The sequence below is a fragment of the Gordonia sp. SL306 genome (assembly GCF_026625785.1).
Lineage (GTDB): Bacteria > Actinomycetota > Actinomycetes > Mycobacteriales > Mycobacteriaceae > Gordonia.
The window spans coordinates 5,034,224-5,055,619 of record NZ_CP113063.1 but is presented as its reverse complement, the minus strand read 5'-3'; the positions used below and the strand labels follow the sequence as shown (position 1 = coordinate 5,055,619).

Annotated in this window: 19 protein-coding genes; 5 read left to right on the top strand and 14 right to left on the bottom strand. The window is 68.1% G+C overall.

Going from position 1 to position 21,396, the window contains the following annotated elements; genetic code table 11:
- Window positions 1–12: 12 nt before the first annotated feature.
- Both OVA31_RS23165 and OVA31_RS23160 read right to left on the bottom strand, forming a co-directional pair.
- Window positions 13–783, bottom strand: coding sequence for a cyclase family protein (locus tag OVA31_RS23165; protein ID WP_267628869.1), 771 nt, complete (start codon window positions 781–783; stop codon window positions 13–15).
- Between the two features lie 26 nt (window positions 784–809).
- Window positions 810–1,157, bottom strand: coding sequence for a nitroreductase/quinone reductase family protein (locus tag OVA31_RS23160; RefSeq protein WP_267628868.1), 348 nt, complete (start codon window positions 1,155–1,157; stop codon window positions 810–812).
- 81 nt (window positions 1,158–1,238) lie between these two features.
- Between OVA31_RS23160 and OVA31_RS23155 the strand changes: the two genes are divergently transcribed.
- The 4 genes from OVA31_RS23155 to OVA31_RS23140 are packed head-to-tail and all read left to right on the top strand — an operon-like array spanning window position 1,239 to window position 5,470.
- The gene (locus OVA31_RS23155; protein ID WP_267628866.1) at window positions 1,239–2,357 is read left to right on the top strand and encodes an NAD(P)/FAD-dependent oxidoreductase; all 1,119 of its coding nucleotides are present in this window, start codon (window positions 1,239–1,241) and stop codon (window positions 2,355–2,357) included.
- A 45-nt stretch (window positions 2,358–2,402) separates the two neighbouring features.
- Window positions 2,403–3,434 carry an LLM class F420-dependent oxidoreductase gene (locus OVA31_RS23150; protein ID WP_267628865.1) on the top strand — a complete coding sequence of 344 codons (1,032 nt, stop codon included), beginning with the start codon at window positions 2,403–2,405 and terminating at the stop codon, window positions 3,432–3,434.
- A 19-nt stretch (window positions 3,435–3,453) separates the two neighbouring features.
- Window positions 3,454–4,356, top strand: a complete 903-nt coding sequence (locus OVA31_RS23145) for a DUF1295 domain-containing protein (protein ID WP_267628864.1) — start codon at window positions 3,454–3,456, stop codon at window positions 4,354–4,356.
- Complete coding sequence (locus OVA31_RS23140; protein ID WP_267628862.1) at window positions 4,349–5,470, top strand: FAD-dependent oxidoreductase; 1,122 nt, start codon at window positions 4,349–4,351, stop codon at window positions 5,468–5,470. The genes OVA31_RS23145 and OVA31_RS23140 overlap by 8 nt, the downstream gene beginning before the upstream one ends.
- A 37-nt stretch (window positions 5,471–5,507) precedes the next feature.
- Here OVA31_RS23140 and OVA31_RS23135 read toward each other — a convergent pair whose 3' ends face one another.
- From OVA31_RS23135 to OVA31_RS23105, 7 genes are all read right to left on the bottom strand, one after another.
- Complete coding sequence (locus OVA31_RS23135; protein WP_267628861.1) at window positions 5,508–7,289, bottom strand: FAD-dependent oxidoreductase; 1,782 nt, start codon at window positions 7,287–7,289, stop codon at window positions 5,508–5,510.
- 70 nt (window positions 7,290–7,359) lie between these two features.
- Entirely contained in the window at window positions 7,360–8,064 is a 705-nt protein-coding gene (locus OVA31_RS23130) for a VOC family protein (protein WP_267628860.1), read from the bottom strand.
- A gap of 248 nt (window positions 8,065–8,312) precedes the next feature.
- Window positions 8,313–9,314: an oxygenase MpaB family protein gene (locus OVA31_RS23125; RefSeq protein WP_267628859.1), complete on the bottom strand. Its 1,002-nt coding sequence runs from the start codon at window positions 9,312–9,314 to the stop codon at window positions 8,313–8,315.
- A gap of 115 nt (window positions 9,315–9,429) precedes the next feature.
- A complete protein-coding gene (locus OVA31_RS23120) occupies window positions 9,430–9,651 on the bottom strand; it encodes a DUF3263 domain-containing protein (protein ID WP_267631674.1) in 222 nt (73 codons plus the stop codon).
- Between the two features lie 222 nt (window positions 9,652–9,873).
- Window positions 9,874–10,704: an adenylate/guanylate cyclase domain-containing protein gene (locus OVA31_RS23115; RefSeq protein WP_420714107.1), complete on the bottom strand. Its 831-nt coding sequence runs from the start codon at window positions 10,702–10,704 to the stop codon at window positions 9,874–9,876.
- A gap of 81 nt (window positions 10,705–10,785) precedes the next feature.
- The gene (locus OVA31_RS23110; protein ID WP_267628857.1) at window positions 10,786–11,934 is read right to left on the bottom strand and encodes a DUF475 domain-containing protein; all 1,149 of its coding nucleotides are present in this window, start codon (window positions 11,932–11,934) and stop codon (window positions 10,786–10,788) included.
- Window positions 11,931–12,212, bottom strand: coding sequence for a hypothetical protein (locus OVA31_RS23105; protein WP_267628856.1), 282 nt, complete (start codon window positions 12,210–12,212; stop codon window positions 11,931–11,933). Before OVA31_RS23105 ends, OVA31_RS23110 begins: the two co-directional genes overlap by 4 nt.
- Before the next feature lie 232 nt (window positions 12,213–12,444).
- Here OVA31_RS23105 and OVA31_RS23100 point away from each other — a divergent pair, with 232 nt between their 5' ends.
- Window positions 12,445–12,789, top strand: coding sequence for an RNA polymerase-binding protein RbpA (locus OVA31_RS23100; RefSeq protein ID WP_124707309.1), 345 nt, complete (start codon window positions 12,445–12,447; stop codon window positions 12,787–12,789).
- A gap of 95 nt (window positions 12,790–12,884) precedes the next feature.
- Here OVA31_RS23100 and OVA31_RS23095 read toward each other — a convergent pair whose 3' ends face one another.
- From OVA31_RS23095 to cobN, 5 genes are all read right to left on the bottom strand, one after another.
- Complete coding sequence (locus tag OVA31_RS23095) at window positions 12,885–13,649, bottom strand: polyprenol monophosphomannose synthase (RefSeq protein ID WP_267631672.1); 765 nt, start codon at window positions 13,647–13,649, stop codon at window positions 12,885–12,887.
- A 64-nt stretch (window positions 13,650–13,713) separates the two neighbouring features.
- Window positions 13,714–15,483, bottom strand: a complete 1,770-nt coding sequence (gene lnt / locus OVA31_RS23090) for an apolipoprotein N-acyltransferase (RefSeq protein WP_420714106.1) — start codon at window positions 15,481–15,483, stop codon at window positions 13,714–13,716.
- Window positions 15,414–17,054 (bottom strand): amidohydrolase, encoded by a 1,641-nt coding sequence (locus OVA31_RS23085; RefSeq protein ID WP_267628854.1) that lies wholly within the window; start codon window positions 17,052–17,054, stop codon window positions 15,414–15,416. The genes lnt and OVA31_RS23085 overlap by 70 nt, the downstream gene beginning before the upstream one ends.
- Before the next feature lie 36 nt (window positions 17,055–17,090).
- Entirely contained in the window at window positions 17,091–17,591 is a 501-nt protein-coding gene (locus OVA31_RS23080; RefSeq protein WP_267628853.1) for an FxsA family protein, read from the bottom strand.
- A 144-nt stretch (window positions 17,592–17,735) separates the two neighbouring features.
- Complete coding sequence (cobN, locus tag OVA31_RS23075) at window positions 17,736–21,362, bottom strand: cobaltochelatase subunit CobN (RefSeq protein WP_267628852.1); 3,627 nt, start codon at window positions 21,360–21,362, stop codon at window positions 17,736–17,738.
- Window positions 21,363–21,396: the final 34 nt, after the last annotated feature.

Below are 21,396 nucleotides of genomic sequence, written 5' to 3'. Positions count from 1 at the left end.
GGTGTCGGCCGATCAGGCCGGGACGAGGGCGAGAACTCGTGCGGGCGAGCCGGTTCCGCCGACGATCGGCAACGGTGAGACGACCAGCATCGCGCCGGAACGAGGAACGGCTCCGAGATTCTGGAGCTGCGTCAGCCCGTATTTGTCAGCGCCGAGCAGGTGGTGGTGGGCCGGGAAGATCGGGTCCATGGCCGCTGCCTGTCCGGCGTCGATGCCGACCGTCTCCACGCCGTATCCGGTGATCGGCGACGACGCCAGCCACTGCGCGGCGGCCACCGAGACTCCCGGGCTGTGCGGTCCGTCGTCGTCGGCGTTGAGAAACCGGCCGGCGTCGGTGTTGAATCGGCTCCATCCGGTCCGGAACAGCAGCCAGGCACCGTCCGGCAGCGGTCCGTTCTCCGCAACATGGGCGTCGAGATGCTCTGGTTCCAAAAGGAAGTCCGGATCTTCGGCAACCGCGTCGGTGAAGTCGAGGAGCACCGCCGGACGCACCAGACGACCCGGTGGGATCTGGTCGACGGAACTACCCTCGCGGCCGGTCGCCCAGTGGCTGGGGGCATCGACGTGGGTACCGGTGTGCTCGCCGGTGTGAATGTTGTGCCAGCCCCAGAACGGTCCGTTGTCGTCGAAGTCGCTCACGGTCTCCAGGGACATCGAGATCGTGTTGGCGAAGGGCGGCGGCAGCTGCAGGACCGGTGTGGTCGGGCTCAGCGGCGCGGTGAGGTCGACGACCGAGACCGAGCCGTCGGCGAGCGAACTGAGAAGTGTGTCGATGACTGTCATCGGGGGTCCTTCGGGAGTTGTGCGGCTCAGCTGTCGGTGTCCACGGCGATCCGGACCAGCACCTGGCCCTTGTCGTCGCGGCGACTGATCGCGTGTCCGGTGCGTGTCGTCCCGTCGATCACCATGGTGACGCGGCCTCCCTCACCGGTGAAGTTTCGCCACCAACTCTTCTTGTCCGGCATCGCCACCCCGACGACGATATCGCCGCCGTCGCGGCGGTAGCCGACGGGGAGCTCGAAGGCTTTGCCCGAGGTGCGCCCGGTGTATCGGAGGACCATGATCGACCGGCCGAGGACCGACCTGAGACCCGGGAGCCGCAGCACCGGTGTCACGAGCTTGTTGACGATCGATGCTGTCTGCTGAAACCGGTTCACAGAGATCCCCTCGAGCGACGATGGCAGGTGTCGCCCAATCTAGTCTTCTCAGGGCCGCTGGGGCTCACTACCCTCGACATCGTGGTGGAGACTGTCGATGCCGTCGTCGTCGGTGCCGGTGTCGTCGGCCTTGCCGTGGCCCGTGACCTGGCGCGCGCCGGTCACGAGGTACTCGTCCTCGAGGCCGAGAGTGCCGTTGGCACGCAGACGAGTTCGCACAATTCCGAAGTCATCCACGCCGGTATCTACTATCCGACGGGCAGCCGCAAGGCGTCCGCCTGTGTCAGCGGACGCGAGCTCCTCTACCGATACTGCGCCGACCGCGGGGTGCCGCATCGTCGCCTGGGCAAGATCATCGTCGCGACGGCGCATGACCAGATCGGTCGGCTGGACGAGATCGCTTCGCATGCGGCCGCGAACGGTGTCACGGATCTGCAGAAGCTCGATGCGTCGGGGCTGCGCGGACTCGAGCCGCACCTCGTCGGCGTCGCAGGGCTGTTGTCGCCGTCGACCGGCATCGTCGACAGCCACGGCCTCATGCGGGCGCTGCGGGCCGACGCGGAGGCGGCCGGAGCAGGTGTCGCGCTCGGCAGCCGCGTGGTCTCAGGGTCGGTTCGGGAAGGTTCACCGATGACGCTCGACGTCGCCGATGCCGGGTCTCTCCGGTGCCGGGCGCTGATCAATTGCGCGGGTCTCGGAGCGTGGGATCTCGCCGGTTCGCTCGACGGGTTCCCGGCGGACCGGATCCCGGCACGCAGGCTGGCGAAGGGGAACTACTACTCCCTGTCCGCGGGTCCGGTGCCGTTCCGTCGACTCATCTACCCGGTGCCCACCGATGGTGGCCTCGGGGTCCACCTGACCCTGGATATGGGAGGTGCAGCCCGCTTCGGACCCGACGTCGAGTGGACCGACCAGGTGGACTATCGGGTCGATCCCGACCGCGCCGATCGGTTCTACGCCGAGATCCGTCGGTATTGGCCAGAGCTGCCCGACCACGCGCTGGCGCCCGCCTACGCCGGCGTCCGGCCGAAGCTGAGCGGTCCCGGTGAGCCCGCCGCCGACTTCCTCCTCCAGGGCCCCACCGAGCACGGCATGCCGGGCCTGGTCAACATGTTCGGAATCGAATCGCCTGGTCTGACGTCGTGCCTCGCGTTGGCGCGCGATGTGCGCGAGATGCTGGGAGACGACACTCTAGGCTGAGGACAATCGGCCCCTCCGGCCGGCGACGATCAACACGGGAGCGATATGAAACTCGGTCTACAGCTGGGATATTGGGGCGCGCGGCCGGCGAAGAACCACGCCGAACTGGTGGCGGCCGCCGAATCGGCAGGCTTCGACAGCGTGTTCACCGCCGAGGCCTGGGGATCGGATGCCTACACTCCTCTCGCCTGGTGGGGCTCGACGACCGAACGCGTACGCCTCGGCACCTCGGTGCTCCAGCTGTCCGCGCGAACGCCGACGGCCTGCGCGATGGCGGCCCTGACCCTCGATCATCTCTCCGGTGGACGACACATCGTCGGCCTCGGTGTCTCCGGCCCGCAGGTCGTCGAAGGATGGTACGGGCAGCGATTCGCCAAGCCGCTGGCGCGGACGCGCGAGTACGTGGACATCATGCGACAGGTCTGGGCCCGTGAGGCGCCCGTGACCAGCGCGGGACCGCATTATCCGCTGCCGCTGGCCGGCGACGACACCACCGGGCTCGGCAAGCCACTGAAACCGATCACGCATCCATTGCGCGCCGACATCCCGGTGATGCTCGGGGCCGAGGGGCCGAAGAACATCGCGTTGGCCGCCGAGATCGCCGACGGTTGGCTGCCACTCTTCTACACGCCGCGCCTGGCTGACACGTACAACGAATGGCTCGACGAGGGTTTCGCGCGCACCGGGGCACGACGGAGCCGCGAGGATTTCGAGATCTGCGCGACCGCCCAGATCGTGATCACCGATGACCGATCCGCCAGTTACGAGGCGATCAAGCCGTTCCTGGCGCTCTACATGGGCGGCATGGGCAGCGAGGACACGAACTTCCATGCCGAGGTGTACCGCCGGATGGGATTTGCCGAGGTGGTCGACGAGGTCACCGCGCTGTTCCGCGCCGGACGCAAGGACGAGGCGGCCAGCATCATCCCGGACGAGGTGGTGGAGGATTCCGCGATTGTCGGGGACATCGCACACGTCCGCGACCAGGTCGCCCGCTGGGAGTCCGCCGGTGTGACGACCATGCTGGTGTCGCCCGGCAGCGTCGCCGACGTCGAACAACTCGCGACCCTGATCTGACGGTCGAGCGTCGCGCACCATGTCGACCCTTGAAACGAGCCGACGAGCCCACGGCCTCGTCCGTATCACGATCGCCTATGTGATCGCTGTCGCCGTGGCGGCGCTGTGGCTGATCTGGGGACCCGCCACGTCCGCGCTGTGGCTGGACACGCTGATCGCCGACCTCCTCGCCACTCTGGTGATCTTCGGATTCAGTCGCCACTACCGGAACTCGAGTTTCTACGACGCCTACTGGAGCGTCATACCGCCCTTGATGTTGGTCTTCTGGTGGTGGCGCGGCGATCTCGGCATCGATGATCTCCGATCGTGGATGCTGACGATCGTGGTGATGGTCTGGGCGGTCCGGCTCACGGCGAACTGGGTGAGTACCTTCCCGGGTCTCCATCACGAGGACTGGCGCTACGGCATGATCCGCGAGAGCGCGGGAAGGTGGTCGTGGCCGGCGGATCTCTTCGCGATCCACGTCATCCCCACCCTCCAGGTGTTCGTCGGCATGCTCCCCGTGTACGTGGCGGTGACCCGGCCGTCCGACGGGCCGTTCTGGCTCGTCGTCGTGGCGTTCGTGGTCGGGCTCGGCGCGGTTCTGCTCGAATCCGTCGCCGATCGGCAACTGCGTGTGTTCGCCGATCACCGCCGACCCGGTGACGTCATGGATCGGGGCGTGTGGAGCTGGTCCCGGCATCCGAACTACTTCGGCGAGTTCTCGTTCTGGTTCGCGCTGGCACTCTTCGGAGTCGCCGCAGCACCGACCGACGCGTGGTGGCTGTTCGCCGGGGCGGTGATCATGCTCGCGCTGTTCGAGGGTGCGAGTATCCCGATGATGGAGAAGCGCAGCCTCGAGCGCCGTCCCGGATACCAGGCGGTCATCGACCGGGTGCCCCGCTTCCTGCCGCGACCGCCACGGGCGGCGTCGCATGGCTGACGGCACCTCCGCCCGGCGGATCGTGGTCGCCGGGCTCGGCGACACCGGCATCCTCACCGCGATCCACCTGGCCCGCCACCACGACGTCGTCGGGGTCTCCGTCAAACCCGGACTCGTGAGCGGACAGGAGGTCGGCAGCCGGATCGCCCGGCCGGAAGCGTGGCGCCGGGACTATTGGATTCCGTTCACCAGGTTCCGCGGGCTCGACGGTGTGCGCGTCGTCCACGGCACCCTCACCGGTCTCGACCCGGCCGCACGCACCGTCGCGGTCTGTGGTGGCGACGGTGACGTTGTCGTCGAGAGCTATGACGCCCTTGTCATCTCGACCGGGGTGCGTAACGGATTCTGGCGGCAGCCGACGCTACAGTCGATCGACGAGGTCGACGCAGACCTCGAATCCACGCACGAGCGGCTGTCGGCTGTGTCGTCGGTGGCGGTGATCGGTGGCGGGGCCGCCGCGGTCAGCGCGGCGGCCAACGTCGCGGGCGTCTGGCCCGGCAAGACCGTTGATCTGTACTTTCCGGGCGATCGCGCACTCCCCCAGCATCATCCACGGGTCTGGCATCACGTGCGCCGGCGGCTCGATCGACTCGGGGTGACAGTGCACCCCGGCCACCGCGCGGTGATCCCGGATGGAGGGGCCGTCGATCGGATCACCGCCGAGCCGGTCACCTGGTCCACCGGTCAGCAGCCGACGCGCGCCGACGCGGTCATCTGGGCGATCGGCGCGGTCCGGCCCAACACCGAATGGCTCCCCGCCGATCTCCTCGACGATCGCGGCTTCGTCCGGGTCACCACGGATCTCCGAGTTCACGGCCAGGACAACGTCTTCGCGGTCGGGGACGTCGCCGCCACCGACCCGCTGCGCAACTCAGCACGCAACCGGGCCGATCGGCTCGTGGCGCACAACGTCACGGCATCGTTCGCCGGGCGACCGCTGCGCAGCTACCGGCCCCGGAGCCGACGCTGGGGATCGGTCGTCGGCGTCCAGCCCGATGGACTCGAGGTCTTCGCGCCCAATGGCAGGCCCTTCCGGTTCCCGGCATGGTCGATCGATTCGGTGCTACAGCCATGGATCGTGCGCCGTGGGATCTATCGGGGGATTCGCGACTGATCGGCCGCGTGCCGAGCGGCGGGGAACGCAGTCGTCGTCATGAGGGCTGGACCTGTCGCAACGATTCCAGCCACGTGTGCACGAGGGGTACCACACTGGCCCCCTCACCGCTGGCCGCGGCCACCCGCTTCATCGAGCCCGCCCTGATGTCACCGGCGGCGAACAGGCCGGGTTCGCTGGTGGCGAGGTTGGCCGGTGGCACATCGCCGAGCCAGCGATCGTGCGAAACTTCCCGACCGGTCAGGACGAAGCCGTCGTCGTCGCGCTCCACGTCGTCCGGCAGCCAGTCGCAGTGCGGCGATGCGCCGAGGAGCAGGAACAGACCTGCGGCCGCGCATCGCTCTTGATTCCCGGTGATCCTGTCGCGCAACGTAATCCATTCCAGACGGCCGGCACCGCCGCCGTCGACGACCTCGCTCGAGCCGCGCACCGTGATGCGGGGGTTGAAGGCGATCTCCCCGATCAGATACTGCGACATCGTCGAGGTGAGATCGGGTCGTCGGACCACGATCGTGACCGAACGCGCGTACCGGGCGAGGTGGATCGCCGCCTGGCCTGCCGAGTTGCCGCCGCCGACCACGAACACATCGTGTCCGTCCATTTCCCGGGCCGCGCTCATCGCCGCGCCGTAATGGACGCCGAGGCCGACGAGATCCTCGAGATCGGCGACGCCGAGGCGACGGTAGGCGACGCCGGTGCTGATCAGGACGGACCGAGCACAGACCTCGCCGCCCTCGGTCCGCAGGCGGTAGGGCGCGGAGGAGTCCTCGACGACGAGACTCTCCACCGGCCAGCCCGTGAAGAACCGCGCACCGAAGCGGACGGCCTGGGTACGCGCCCGCTGGGCGAGCCGCATGCCCGAGATACCCCTGGGGAAACCGAGGTAGTTGCGGATCATCGAGCTCGTGCCCGCCTGCCCGCCGATGGCCTCCGACTCGATGACGACGGTGCTCAGTCCCTCCGACGCCGCATACACGGCGGCAGCGAGGCCGGCCGGTCCCGCCCCGACCACTGCCAGGTCGACGATGGTCTCGAGCTCGATGTCGGAGGGGCGGCCGTAGAGCATCTCCGCGACGTCACGCACCGAGTCCGGCGAGATGACCGCGTCGGCGGCGCCCCGGAGAGAATGCACCAGCGGCGTGGGTACCGAGGTGTGTGACCCACCCGGCGCGGCGGTGCCGTCGTCGGGAAACAGGTTGCTCTCGGCGGGGATCCGGTTGCCGTCGGCGGACCAGAGCGCGATGGCGGCTCGTCCCGCGGAGCTGTCGGGAGGATATGTCCGGTACGGCATGCCCATTCGTTCGAGGAAGTCCCGGATCGACATCGTCAGTGGCGTGAGGGCGGGGCTGATGATACGGAGCACCTCGACCTCCGGCGCTGCGACGGTCGCGCCCCAGTCCGACAGGAGTTCGGTGATCGCGTAATGAAACTCCTCGTCCCGCGGTCCGCGCGGGATGAGGAGGAACGTATCGAACTTGCCCTTCTGCAGGGCAGGCCGCAGCGTCTCACTGTCCTGGAGGAAACGGCTCCAGTGGATCCCGACGACCCGCCGGGCGGTCGGCACGATACTGCGGAACGTCGAGAGCGCCTCGAGGAGATTCATGTCGGAGAGTTCGGATTCGGTGACGATCAGGGCCACCTGATGCCCTTCACTCCGGAGCCTGCCGAGCAGAGCGATCGCCTCGATCGCCGAACTCGCGCAGGTGATGTCGTAGTCGCGCCGATATCGCTCGAACTCGGACATGAGGGTGTCGGCATGATCGGCGGACACCACGACGACGGCGGGACGTGGACCCGCTTCGGCGGGCGGAGTGGTCATGGGTCCAGTCTTCCATCTGATCTCGCAAACGTCCGAACGGTCGGTCCACGCAGGTCGACAGGATCCGTGCTTACTCCGCGTGACGTGATTCCGTCTCGATCACCACGGTCCGGGTGGCGAGGGCGCGATCACGGACGGTGAACAGCCGCGTGCCCGGCTTTCGTCCGGTCCTGACCTCGCTCGTCGGCACTCCGAGATCGGCCAGCCGACGGTGCGTCACCGCGGCATCTCGCGATCGCCACGCGACACCCCACAATGCGCAGGGCTGCGGATCACCCGCCGGCGCGGAGTCGGTCACCACCTCCACCACGAGATCGGCTGCCCGGAAGAACAGTTGGCGTGCGCCGTCGCCGATCTCCCGATCGAGCCGGAAATCGAGGTCCAGACAGGCCCCGAAAACCGCCAGCGCGTGATCGCGGGAGTGCGCGGTGAAGACGAGATGATCGATGGCCTCGAGCTCGCCGTCGCCTGCCTCCACCAAGCCGACGTCGTCGGTGACCGCGACCGGCTCATCGCGCGACAGCCCGCGGCGGTCGAGCAGTCTCTCGGCCGCGACGCGGTCAGCGACGCCGAACGACACTCGGTGGGTGTCGTTCGCGTTCACCGCATGCCATCGGATCGACCCGTTGCCCACGGACGACGACGTCGACGCCACACCGCCCAGCAAACGGGCATACGCGTCGGCGGTGGCCACCGTGTCGACGGTGGCCAGATCGATCACCGCGCCGGCGGCCGCGAGTCGGGTCACCGTGGCGACCGGCTCGTGATATGCCATGAGCCGCAAACACATTCATAGCAACGCAGAGTGACGTCGGGAGGGACACGGTGGCGAATTCGCGCAATACTGTCGCGCGCAGACATCTCCGCGGAGAACGAGTCCTTCTCCGGGGTCGGGCACACTGGGGCACGACGCCGCTCGACACCGATTCGTCGACGGCGTCGAGGAGGTGACGCGGCGGTGCGCGCCTCGATGTCCCGATAGAACGCGTCGAGGTCATCGTCGGAAAACGGCACCAGCCCAGTTTAGAACTTCGCGGGCGGCCCCTGGCCTGCGGCGGGGGCGCCTGCGCGGTCTGCGACCTTGTAGGCGGCACCGGCGCCTTCGCGGCGCTTCATCGCCTGTATGGCGGCGTGGTGGCGGCGCGCGTGATAGGCCAGCGGGAAGTAGGTGAGCCGCTCGGGCAGGACTCGGTACGACAACCGGATGGCCGAGTGGATCCGCTCCAGTTCACGCTGCTCGTCGGCGCTCCACGACAAGCCGAGGATCTCGCGTACGCGTGGCTCCATGACGCCGACGGTGGTCAGGTAGTTCAGCTTCTGGACCGGGACGGCGGCGACCCGCGCGACCGTGTTGGCCAGCCGGAGCACGGGGGGCGGGACTGCGCCGTCGAGCCTCGGCGCCGCCTTCATCTGGGCGATCAGGTCGAGGGCCACCGGATGCGCGACCAAGGTGTTCTCGACCATGTCGTCGTAATACCGCCAGAACTCCTCGATCGATTCGGGATAGCCGCGCATCGGTACCTGCACGATCTTCGCGATCCGCCGGTTGTCCCGGAAGACCTCGTCGCGTTCGGGAGCGGTGAACTCCCGCCCGAGGATCAGCGGCGCGGCGCTGCACGAGGTGGGAAAGGCCGTGGCGATGACCCACTGGTAGGCCTCGGGGTTCAGGGCGCTGATGTGAGCACCCTGCGCGTTCCGCATCTGGAGGGGCTGGTGCATCCGCCGCAGTCGCTTGCCCTCTTCGATCGCCTCGGTGCCGCCGTAGACCCAGCGCAGCACGGAATCGATCGAGCGAACGGCGCGCCCGAGCGGATCTGTCCGGAACACCGAGTACTTCCCGACGATGTCGCCGATGGTCGGGTGCATCACCTGCATCACGAAGGCCGCGCCGTTGACCGGCAAGAAGGTGAACCGCCCGGTGAGCTCGGCGGTCAGCGAGTCCGGCGGGATGAGCTCGATCTCGTCGTCGGCGTGCGAGATCACCGCGCCGGCGGACTCGGTCGGCGAGGGCTGTGTGACCGTCATGTCGGACCTCCACGAATTCAGACGACAAGCATTCTGAGGACTGCTGTTGTCAGATTAGCGTCCGAGAGGCCCGGAGTCGAGCACTTCCGTCGGGCACCCGTGCCGACAGCTGGGTTCAGCGCGCCATCCACAGTCGGCGACGGATCACACTGCGCATCCTGCCCAACTCCGAATGCGTCAGCGAGGGAGGCGGATCCGACGCGACGATCCGGTCGACCTCACTGAAGAAGTCGCGATCGGTGAGGCCGAACCGCTCGGTGATCACGCGCGACGAGCCGCCGCCGAGTTGGTACCAATCAGTTTCGAATGCCAGCATCTGCTGCTGCTTGTTGTCCATTGCCATCACGTCCCGCGATTGTCTTCCGGACACTGCCACCCGCGGCGACCCGCGCCGCCGACTCGACGCGGTCGCCCGTACAGGCACCAACCCATTGTGCGCCGAGTCACCGACCAGTGTCACCAGATGAGCAGACGTCGAAGTGACCTGTGAGCGAATGGTCCACGATCTGCAGATGACCAACTCGATGCCCGCTACGACGCGTGGCGTCAGGCACCGGCGTCAAGTACCGGCGTCATAGCGGGGCACCACGGCGAAGACCTCCAGATCGCGTGGTACGCCTTTCGCCTTGAACCTGCGCCTGCGCCGGTGATACTTCTCGGCGTCCGCGGATGCGAGGGTGGCATCGCTCACCAGGAGTTCGCCGGGGCCGGCGGCGTCGGCGACCCGCGCCGCGATGTTGACGTCCACGCCGAGGAAGTCGTCGCCGACCGCGCGCGGTGTCCCGGTGTGCAGCCCCGCCCGCAGCTGTGGACGATAACCGTCGATGGTCAACGCGCTCACCGCACAGATGGCCTCGTACGCGGCCTCGATGGCCTCGGTCCCGTCGAGGAAGACCGCCATCGAACCGTCGCCCAGTTGTTTGACGACACTGCCGGCGCGAGCGGTGACCACGGATTCGGTCACGTCGTTCACCTGGGCGAGCAGTCGCAGGACCTGGTCGTCTCCGGCATCGAGAGCCCACGTGGAGAACCCCACCAGATCGGTGAACAGGATCGTGGCCGGTACCGGGTCGTCGTCGCGGAAAGGACGACGGGAGACGAGCGCCTGCCACACCTGAACCGCGCCGAGGCCCAGTTCCCGCAGCACACTGGGGCGGTCCGGACGGGATTCACCGATCAGGCGGGCGACCCGATCCGACGCGCGGCCACCCGGCGGGGCGGACCGGGAATCCGGGATGAGGCTGCGTGCCGCTCGTGCGGCACGTACCGCGCCGGCGTTCGCATCGGATCTCGCGAGAGCGTCGGCCGCCCGCCGGCTCGGGCGCGCGGCCGCAGGTCGATCGTCCCGCTGCTCCCCCGATGCCACCGCGTCTCCGTCCGTACCGGTCACGACGTGAAGTCTAGCCCGGTACCCGACGGCCACCGCGGACGCGGACGCTCCGCCCGGGGCGTGACTCGATCGCGGGTCGCCTCACTGCGCGACCCCGACCTGCGTCCTGCGTTCCTTGCGGCGTTGATCCCGGCGATTGGCCCAGATACTGCTGGCCAGCGACGCACCGATGAATGCGACGCCCACCAGGCCGGTGATGACCTCGTTGATGTGGATGTGGACGCTGAGCAGCAGGATCGCCGCGAGAGCGCCGATCGCCCAATGCGCCCCGTGCTCGAGGTAGCGGTACTGACCGAGCGTGCCCTGACGGACCAGATAGATCGTGATCGACCGGACGAACATGGCGCCGATGAAACCGAGGCCGAGGGCGATGATGATCGGGTCGGGTGTGATCGCGAAGGCTCCGATCACCCCGTCGAAGGAGAACGACGCATCGAGCACCTCGAGGTAGAGGAACAGGAAGAAGCCGGCTTTGCCGACGGCCACGGTCACCGGGCTCGGTCGTCGTGCCGAGCCCGCCTCGGCCATGGTGGCCTCCGCGGACGACAGGTGATCGTCGCTGCCCGGTTGTTCACTCTCGAACAGCGAACTCAGGCCGTCGACGAGAATGTAGGTGATCATGCCGAGCAGGCCGGAGATGAGCACGGTGGCACGACCGTCGTCGGGCACCAGGTACTCCCCGACGACGACGAGCGTGATGGCCGCGAGAACGATCGACAGCTGATCGAGTCGGCCCAGCCGGCCCAGTGGCTTCTCGATCCACGACAACCAGGTGATCTCGCGGTTGCTGAGGACGAAGTTCAGGAACAACAGGAGGAGGAACATGCCTCCGAAGGCCGCGATCTGCGGATGCGCCTCCAGCAGGATCGTCTCGTAGCTCGGGGTGCCGTCAGGGAAGTACTCCGCGTCACCCGCAGGCGGATTCATGGCCAGGCGAAAGGCCTCGACGGGATTGAGCCCGCCGGTGATCCACACGATCGCCAGCGGGAACAGCAGCCGCATCCCGAAGACCGCGATGATCACACCGACGGTCAGGAACATCCGCTGCCAGAACCGGCTCATGCGCTCGAGCACCGTCGCGTTGATGACCGCGTTGTCGAAGGACAGCGACACCTCGAGGATGCCGAGGATCGCGCAGAGGGCCAGACCGGTCCATCCCTGGTACAGATACGCCACCAGCAGCGCCGCGAGAGTGACCAGCGCGGACAGCCCGAAGATCCGGAGGATCACCGTAGTCGCTCGGCTTCACGTGCGAGTGACAGCAGATCGTCGCCGAGCGAGTTGAGGGTGGCCACGTCCGCGCGTTCCGAGACTGCGGTGACCAGGTCTTCGGCGGCGCATCGGAGCGCGAACATCCGATCACCGAACGCGTCGGCCTCGGCGGCCGTCAAGATCACCGCGTCGACGGGAATAGAAGTGCCCTGCGTGAGCGCTCTCTGTTCATAGGCGCGTTGACGGCAGGATTGCTTGCAGTATTTGCGTCGCCTGCCCTGGTTCGAGTCGATCATGCTGCGCCCACACCATGCGCACGAGTACGGGCGTCGGCGAGGGTCGTCCACGGTTATGACCGTACCCGGGGCCCCGTGACGTCGCCGTCCGTGGCTCGCCCGGCGAGCCCTGACGGACGCGTAGAATGATTTGTGTTCAGTGCCGAGGTGCCGCACGCACTCCCGGTGCCCGATAGCGATGGGCCCGCTTGTCAGCGTCAGCGCCCGACGAAATGTTTGAGAGGAATTGTCCATGGCAGATCGAGTACTTCGAGGTAGCCGCCTCGGTGCGGTGAGCTACGAGACCGATCGCGATCACGACCTCGCACCACGACGTATCGTCCAGTACCGCACCGACAACGGCGAGATCTTCGACGTCCCATTCGCCGACGACGCCGAGGTGCCGTCGAAGTGGCCGTGCAAGAACGGCATGGAAGGCACTCTGCTCGAGGGCGCTGAGCCCGAGGAGAAGAAGACCAAGCCGCCGCGCACCCACTGGGACATGCTGCTCGAACGCCGCTCCGAGGAGGAGCTCGAGGTGCTGCTCAACGAGCGCCTCGACCTGCTCAAGCAGCGCCGCAAGGGCGTCACGAACTGATCGCAGTCGACAACGGCCGGATGAGACCTCGTCTCATCCGGCCGTTCTCGTCTGCAGCCTGTCGGTGATCCCCCGGTGTCGGGTGACGCCCGACGTCAGTTCTTACGGAGTCCGAACCGTTCCAGCCGGCTCTCCAGTCCCCACCGCGCGACCATCAGGAACGCCTCGGTCATCACGCCACCGCTCATCTTGGATTCGCCGACCTCGCGTTCGGTGAAGGTGATCGGGACCTCTCGGACGTCGAAGCCGGCCCGGACCGCCCGCCACGCCAGGTCGATCTGAAAACAGTAACCGGCCGATTCAACCGATCCCAGATCGATCTTCTCCAGGACGGTTCTCCGATAGGCGCGGAATCCGGCGGTGATGTCGTGCACCTTCGCGCCGAGCGCGAGACGCGCATAGGTGTTGGCCCCGCGGGACAGGAACTCCCGACGTTTCGGCCAGTTCACCAGCTCTCCGCCCGACACATACCGTGACCCGATCACCAGGTCGGCACCGGCATTGACCGCTTCGAGCAATCGACCGAGCTGCTCGGGCGCGTGACTGCCATCTGCGTCCATCTCGATGATGACCGCGTATTCGCGGGCGAGACCCCACGCGAATCCGGCCAGATAGGCCTTGCCCAGACCGTCCTTCTCCGTGCGGTGCAGGACATGGACGCGTTTGGCCGTGTCCTGCGCGGCGATGCTCTCCGCGACGTCGCCGGTGCCGTCCGGACTGGAGTCGTCGACGACGAGGACATGGGCACCCGGAAGAGCCGCGTGCAGGCGGGTGACGATGCCGGGCAGGTTCTCGCGCTCGTTGAACGTCGGGATGACGACCAGGGCGCGTTCGCCCTGCGCCCCGACAACGGCCTGCATGTCCTCGTGGGAGGCCCTGCCCGCCGGCTGATTGTTCCCCGGTTGCTCATTCCCGGGTGTCTGACTACCCAATGCCACCGAGCTCCTTCGCTTGATCTTCGGGCCCCGCGTGGTCCTTCGTCACTGCCTGGCCGACGGGCTGCGCCAGGTCCGCGGAAGCGGGGTCTGTGACTCGGCGATGTGGGCTGCGTTGCCTGAATGAGAACCTAGTATGCCGTCCCACCGCGAACAAAAGCCCCACCGCCGCGATGATCATCGCCACGGTCTGCGGCCAGCTCCCCAACCGCGTCGCCGGCGTGGTGTCGCTGCGCAAGGGCAACCGGCTCGACAGCACCGCAGGGCTGAAGATGCCGCTCTGAGCGGTGATCATCCCGTCGGGATCGATGATCGCGCTGACACCGCTGGTGGCGGCGACCACAACGGCACGTCCGTGTTCGACTGCTCGCACCTGCGACATGGCGAGCTGCTGATAGGTCATCTCGGTGCGGCCGAACGTCGCATTGTTGGTCGGCACATAGAGGATCTGGGCGCCGTCGTCGACCGCCGCGCGCGCCGATCTGTCGAAGGCGACCTCCCAGCACGTCGAGACGCCGACCTGCACTGGTCCCGACCGCCCCGGCACGGTCAGCGTCGACGATCCGGAACCCGGCCGGAAGTTGCCTGCCATGTCCGCATACGAGGAGAACTTCCGGAAGAAGCCGCGCCACGGCAGATACTCGCCGAAGGGCTGGATGATGTGCTTGTCGTAGCGATCGACGGGGCCGCGTTCCTGATCCCAGACCAGAACGGTGTTGGTCGGCCGACCGTCGGGATTCATCACCAGGGTGCCCACCAGGATCGGCGCGCCGACCGACACCGACGCCGCGGTGATCTCCTGCGCGGCGTCCGGGTTGGTCAGCGGTGAGATGTCCGAGGCATTCTCCGGCCACGCCACGAAGTCGGGTTGCTCGGCGTTGCCGCTCCGAATGGCGTCGGCTAGTCGTTCGGTCTGCCGGACATGGTTGTCGAGAACCGCGCGTCGCTGTGCGTTGAACTCCAGTCCGAGCCGGGGCACATTGCCCTGGACCGCCGACACCTGTGCCGACGACGACGCGACGTTGCGGTCGACGGTGCCGGGGGTCAGTGCGATGGCGGAGACCGGGCCGATCAGGGCGAGGACCACGGCCAGTGCGGCTCCGCGGACCACCGTTCGACCGTGGTACTCGCCGTCGCGGACAGCCCTGAAGGCGATCTGACACAACCACGCGATCGACGCACCCAGGAGCGCCACCGCGGCCGAGAGCCCAGGCGCGCCCAAGACCGATGCCATGGGTAGCAACGGTCCGTCGACCTGACTGAATGCCGCTCTCCCCCAAGGAAATCCGCCGAATGGGAAGGCCGATCGCACACCCTCGACCGCCACCCAGGACAGGGTGAACCAGACGGGCGGGACCGGCAGCCGCATGGTGAGCACCGCGATCACCCCGAACAACGCGAGGTACACCGACAGCACCGCGGCGAGCGCCAGCCACGGCAGCGGCCCGACGTACACGCCGATCCACGGGAGCAGGGGTACGAAGAATGCCAGTCCGAAGACGAAGCCGAGCCACGCCCCGGTGCGGACCCGTGGGCGACCGGCGCCCAGGAGGACCGCCATCAGGCCGAGGCCGACGACCGCGAGGAACCAGAGGTTGCGGGGCGGAAAGGCTGCCCACATGGCGATGCCCGCGACCACGGCGACGATCGTCTGGACCGACAGCACGGTCCACGCGGACCGGGGCGAACTCACGCGGGGCCGCCGTCGAGCGCCCCGCCGTCGAACAGGACGGTGTCGCGGTGGACGGTGCGGACGCATCTCGGCAGTCGTGCGCCGGGGGCGATGTCCGGAAGGGCCGGCACCCGCGAGCGGGGATCGGTCGACCAGCGCTGCACCCCGGCGTGGGATCCGGCGACCACGAGATCGTCGATGTCCCAGACCGCGTAGCTCGCAGGAGCCCCGGGGACGAGCGTTCCGGTGAGCCCGTCGTTGACGCCTGCGGCCCGCCAGCCACCTCGGGTGGACGCGGCGAAGGCGCCGCGGGCGGAGATCGCGTTGCGGGGTTGGTGGTGGTGCACGGCCGCCCGGATGGACGACCACGGGTCGATCGGTGTCACCGGCGCATCGGACGAGAAGGCCAGGATCACCCCCTCGCGGGCGTGTCCGGCGAAGTTGTTCAAGCCGGCGGTGCGCGGGACTCCGAGACGTTGCTCGTAGAGCTCGCCCGGCCCGCCCCATTCCGCGTCGAACAGCGGCTGCATGCTCGCGACGACGCCGCAACGTGCCAAGGTCACGGCCTGCTCGGTCGACACCATCTCGGCGTGTTCGAGTCGATGGGCACACCGGGCCAGTGCCGGGGTGCCGAGTTCGGCGGCGAGTTCCTGGAATGCTGCGACCACCGAAGCCGTTGCCGCATCGCCGATCACATGGAACCCGGCCTGGATGCCGATCTCGGTGCAGGCCCGGATGTGGTCGCGGATGGTCTCGTAGTCGAGGTAGCTGATGCCGGTGTGGCCGGGGTGGTCGGTGTACGGCTCGGTCAGCCAGGCGGTGTGCGAGCCGATCGCCCCGTCGATGAAGAGATCGCCTGCCAGGGCGTCGGCGTGGCTGATCGCCAGGAGTTCGCGGGCATGCTCGGCGCTCTGGACAGCCTGGCCCCAGTAGCGACGCACCTCGACCGGGTGGTCGAGGTCGGCGAGGGCGAGGAAGTCGTCGAGACCGCTGATGTCCGGGCCGCCGTTCTCGTGGACGGCGACCACGCCATGTGCGGCCGCGGTGTCGAGAGCGCGGCGCTGGGCGCGGGTGCGCTGTGCCGCGGTGACCAGCTGACGGGCCGCACCGCGCACGAGGTGATGGGCCTCGGCGACCAGCGGTTCGTCTGGGTGGTAGCCGACGGCGGCCTCGAGGTCGGGCACCAGACGCCGTAGCGCGGTCGACGCGACGGCGGAATGCTCGTCGATACGGGCCAGGTAAACCGGCAGATTGCCGACCACCGCGTCGATCTCCGCGGTCGTCGGGAACCGGCGATCATCGGGATCGGCACCCTGCCAGCCGGAGTCGTCCCAGCCGAGGCCCCAGATCAGCTCACCCTCATCGGTGACGGAAGCGAATGCGGCCACCCGACGCAGACAGTCCGACCGGTCCGTTGCCTCGTTGAGGGTGAGGCCGGCGAGTGCCAGGCCCGTGGAGGTGAGATGGACATGCGAGTCGACGAATCCCGGTCCGACGAAGCGGCCCTGCAGGTCCGTGACCCGGGCATCGGGGTGCAGAGCCTTGCCGACGTCGTCACTGCCAACCCAGACAACGGTGCCGTCGGTCACGGCCATGGCAGTGGCATCCGGGGCGGCCGGTGAATAGACGACGCCACCGAGTAGCAGTTCCGTGGTCACGGTGGTCCAGTGTGCCCTGACGAGCGGGCGCTCGGACTATCGCCCCCGGGGCAACCCGCGATCTGCAGGCCCGGGTGTCGGATCGACGACGGTCCCGTCGACATCGACCACCGTGCCGTCGACGACGGTGCCGCGGCCGACGTACATGCCGCTGGCATAGATGCCCGCGCGGTCCATGGTCGCGGCGAACCGGCGGGCACCGGCGGCGGCGACCACCGGACGCATCATCCGACGTACCGGCGGCGCCAGCAGCACCAGACCGATGATCGTGGACACGATCCCGGGGATGACGAGCAGAAGGCTCGACGCGGCGAGAAGTGCGGTATCCGTGAGCGGACCGCGCGGGTCGACCTCGTTGCGCGATGCACGTCGGAGCTCGGCGAAGACCTTGCGACCCTGTTGCTGGAGCAGCGCGAACCCGGCCACGACCGCGGCCAGGGTGATCAACACCGCCCATCCGAATCCGAGGAAGTGTGCCATCGCGACGAACGCACCGATCTCGACCGCAAAGTAGGCGATCACGTAGATCATCCGCATTGGGGATCTCCGCCTTTCCGAGACCTCGTCCACCGCCGAGATGGTCGGTGTCGCCCTGTCTCTGCCCTGTCCAACGATCGAGCGTGCCGGTTTTCTCCCGAATCCGCGGGATTTCTTTCCGGCCCGGCCGTCGCCGTGATCACGTCACTCGGCGCGACCCTCGATATCTCCTTCGGCCTGCAGATAGACCTGCCGCAGCCGATCGAGCATGTCGGCAGGCGGTTCCTCCCACAGGTCCCGATCGACCGCCTCGAGCAGGCGTTCGGCGATACCGTGCAATGCCCAGGGGTTCGACTGCTGCATGAAACGCTGATTGTCCTCGTCGAGGACGTAGGACTCGGTGAGCTTCTCATACATCCAGTCGGCCACCACGTTGGTCGTGGCGTCGTATCCGAACAGATAGTCGACCGTGGCCGCCATCTCGAATGCGCCCTTGTATCCGTGCCGCTGCATGGCGGAGATCCAGCGCGGATTGACCACGCGCGCCCGGAACACCCGGCTGGTCTCCTCCGACAGGGTGCGCGTGCGCACCGAGTCCGGGCGGGTGCTGTCACCGATGTACGCGTCCGGCGACGACCCCGTCAGCGCGCGCACGGTCGCCACCATGCCCCCGTGGTACTGGAAGTAGTCGTCCGAATCGGCGATGTCGTGCTCGCGGGTGTCGGTGTTCTTCGCCGCGACGGCGATGCGTCGGTAGGCGGTCCTCATGTCGTCGACCGCGGGGATGCCACCAAGGTCCCGTCCATACGCGTAGCCACCCCATTCGGTGTAGACCTGCGCCAGATCGGCGTCGCTACGCCACTCGCGCGAGTCGATCAGCTGCAACAGCCCGGCCCCGTACGTGCCCGGCTTGGAACCGAAGATCCGGGTGGACGCGCGTCGCCGATCGCCGTGCTCGGTCATCGCGGAGCGCACGTGGGCGGCGACGTAATTCCGGTCGTCGGGTTCGTCGGCCGCGGCGGCCAGCGCGACGGCGTCGTCGAGCATCGTGACCACGTGCGGGAACGCATCGCGGAAGAACCCGGAGATGCGCACCGTGACGTCGATGCGCGGGCGGCCGAGCTCGGCGAGGTCGATCAACTCCAGATCGACGACGCGTCGGGACGCCTCGTCCCACACCGGCATCACACCGAGAAGTGCGAGGACCTCGGCGATGTCGTCACCGGAGGTGCGCATCGCACTGGTCCCCCACACCGACAGGCCGACCGACGCCGGATGGTGGCCGTGCTCGCCGACATACCGTTCCACCAGCGAATCGGCCAGGGCGCGACCGGTTTCCCAGGCGAGACGGGACGGGACGGCCTTGGGATCCACCGAGTAGAAGTTTCGTCCGGTCGGCAGCACGTTGATCAGCCCGCGCAGCGGCGACCCGCTGGGGCCTGCCTCGATGAATCCGCCGTCGAGGGCGTGCAGGATCTGGTCGATCTCGCGGCCGGTCTGCCGCAGGCGCGGCACCACCTCGCGCGCCGCGAATCCGAGCACATCGGCCACCGCAGGCGGATGACCGGCGGCCACGGCGTCGACGGCCGCGTGCGTCCAGCCCTCCTTCGCACAGGCGGCGACGAGTTCTCTGGCGGTGGTCTCCACGTCGTCGACCGAGTTGCGGGCCGCGCTGCCGTCCTCGGTGAGACCGAGGGCCTCGCGCAGGCCGGGTAGTGCCTGCGTGCCGCCCCACAGCTGACGTGCTCGCAGCATCGCCAGGACGAGGTCGACCTCGCTCTCGTCCTCGGGTGCCTGGCCGAGGACGTGGAGACCGTCGCGGATCTGAACGTCCTTGATCTCGCAGAGCCAGCCGTCGACGTGCAGCAGCATGTCGTCGAAGACGTCCTCGTCGGGACGTTCGGACAGCCCGAGGTCGTGGTCCATCTTGGCGGCGGTCAGCAACGTCCAGATCTGCTGACGGATCGCGGGCAGCTTGGCGGGGTCGAGCGCGGAGATGTTGGCGTGCTCGTCGAGCAGTTGCTCGAGCCGGGCGATGTCGCCATAGGACTCGGCGCGCGCCATCGGAGGGATGAGATGGTCGACGAGCACCGCGTGGGCACGCCTTTTGGCCTGCGTGCCCTCCCCCGGATCGTTCACCAGGAACGGATAGATCAGCGGGACGTCGCCGAGAGCGGCGTCGGTACCGCACGCGGCCGACATCCCGAGGGTCTTGCCGGGCAGCCACTCGAGATTGCCATGCTTGCCGACGTGCACGATCGCGTCGGCGCCGAACCCGTCGATGTCGGCGACACCGGCACCGCGACCGGTCAACCAGCGGTAGGACGCCAGATAATGGTGCGACGGAGGCAGATCGGGATCGTGATAGATCGCGACCGGGTTCTCGCCGAACCCGCGCGGCGGCTGCACCATGAGGGTGATGTTGCCGAAGCGCATGGCGGACACCACGATCTCGCCGTCGGGGCGTGACGACCGGTCCACGAACAGATCACCCGGCGCAGCTCCCCAATGCTGTTCGACGGAGCTCCGCAGGTCGTCGGGCAGCGTTGCGAACCATCGGCGGTAGTCGTCGGCGGCGACGCGGATCGGGCTGGCCGCCAGCGTCTCCTCGGTCAGCCAGTCCGGGTCCTGCCCGCCCGTCTCGACGATGGCATGGATGAGGGCATCGGAATCCTCTTCGGCCAGTCCGGGTATCGCGTCCGGACCGGCGTCTGGTCCGATGTCGTAGCCGGCTGCCCGCAACGCGACCAGGAGGTGGAGCAGACTTCGCGGGGTGTCGAGCCCGACGGCATTGCCGATCCTGGCGTGCTTGGTCGGGTACGCCGAAAGCATCAGTGCGACACGACGATCCGACGGAGGAGTACGTCGCAATCGGGCGTGTGCCATCGCGATCCCGGCCACCCGGGCGCAGCGTTCCGGATCCGGCTGATACCAGGGCAGGCCGTTCTCGTCGAACTCCTTGAACGAGAACGGCACCGTGATGATGCGCCCGTCGAACTCGGGTACGGCCACCTGCGTGGCCACGTCCAGGGGCGAGAGGCCGTCGTCGGTCGCCGCCCAGTCGGCGCGGGAACCGGTGAGACACAAGCCCTGCAGAATCGGGACGTCGAGCGCAGCGAGCCGTTCGATGTTCCACGCGTCGTCGTCGCCACCGGCCGATGCCGTCGCCGGTGTGGCGCCGCCGGCGGCGAGGACGGTCACCACGAGCGCATCGGCGGTACCCAGTAATTCGATGAGATCGTCGGGCGCGGTGCGCAGCGACGCGCAGTAGATCGGCAGAGCGCGCCCGCCGCGATCTTCGATCGCCGCGCAGAGCGCCTCGACGTAGCGGGTGTTGCCGGCGAGGTGCTGTGCGCGGTAGTAGAGGACGGCAATGGTGGGAGCAGAGGTGACGGCGGCCTGCGCCGGGCGCTCGAGCACACCCCACGCCGGGGTCTGCTGCGGCGGATCGAAGCCGAGACCGGTCAGCAGAACGGTGTCGGACAGGAAGTTGTGGAGGTTGACGACGTTCTCCACGCCACCCGCCGCGAGATAGTTGTGCGCCTCGGCGACCACGCCTGCCGGCACGGTCGAGTGCGCCATCAGGTCGGGGTCGGGCTGCTGTTCGCCGGAACAGACCACCAGCGGTTTGCCGGTCGCCGCCACCGCGGCGAGCCCGTCCTCCCAGGCCCGTGTGCCACCCAGGATGCGCACGACGACGATGTCGGCGTCCGCGGCCAGCGGGCCGATGTCGTCGACCAGGATGCGCGACGGGTTGGCGCCGGAGAAGTCGGCGTCGGAGGCCGCTGCCGTGATGAGGTCGGTGTCGGAGGTCGAGAGCAGCAGGATCATGGTTCTCCTCGCCGGGATGGCGCGCCCGGTGTGT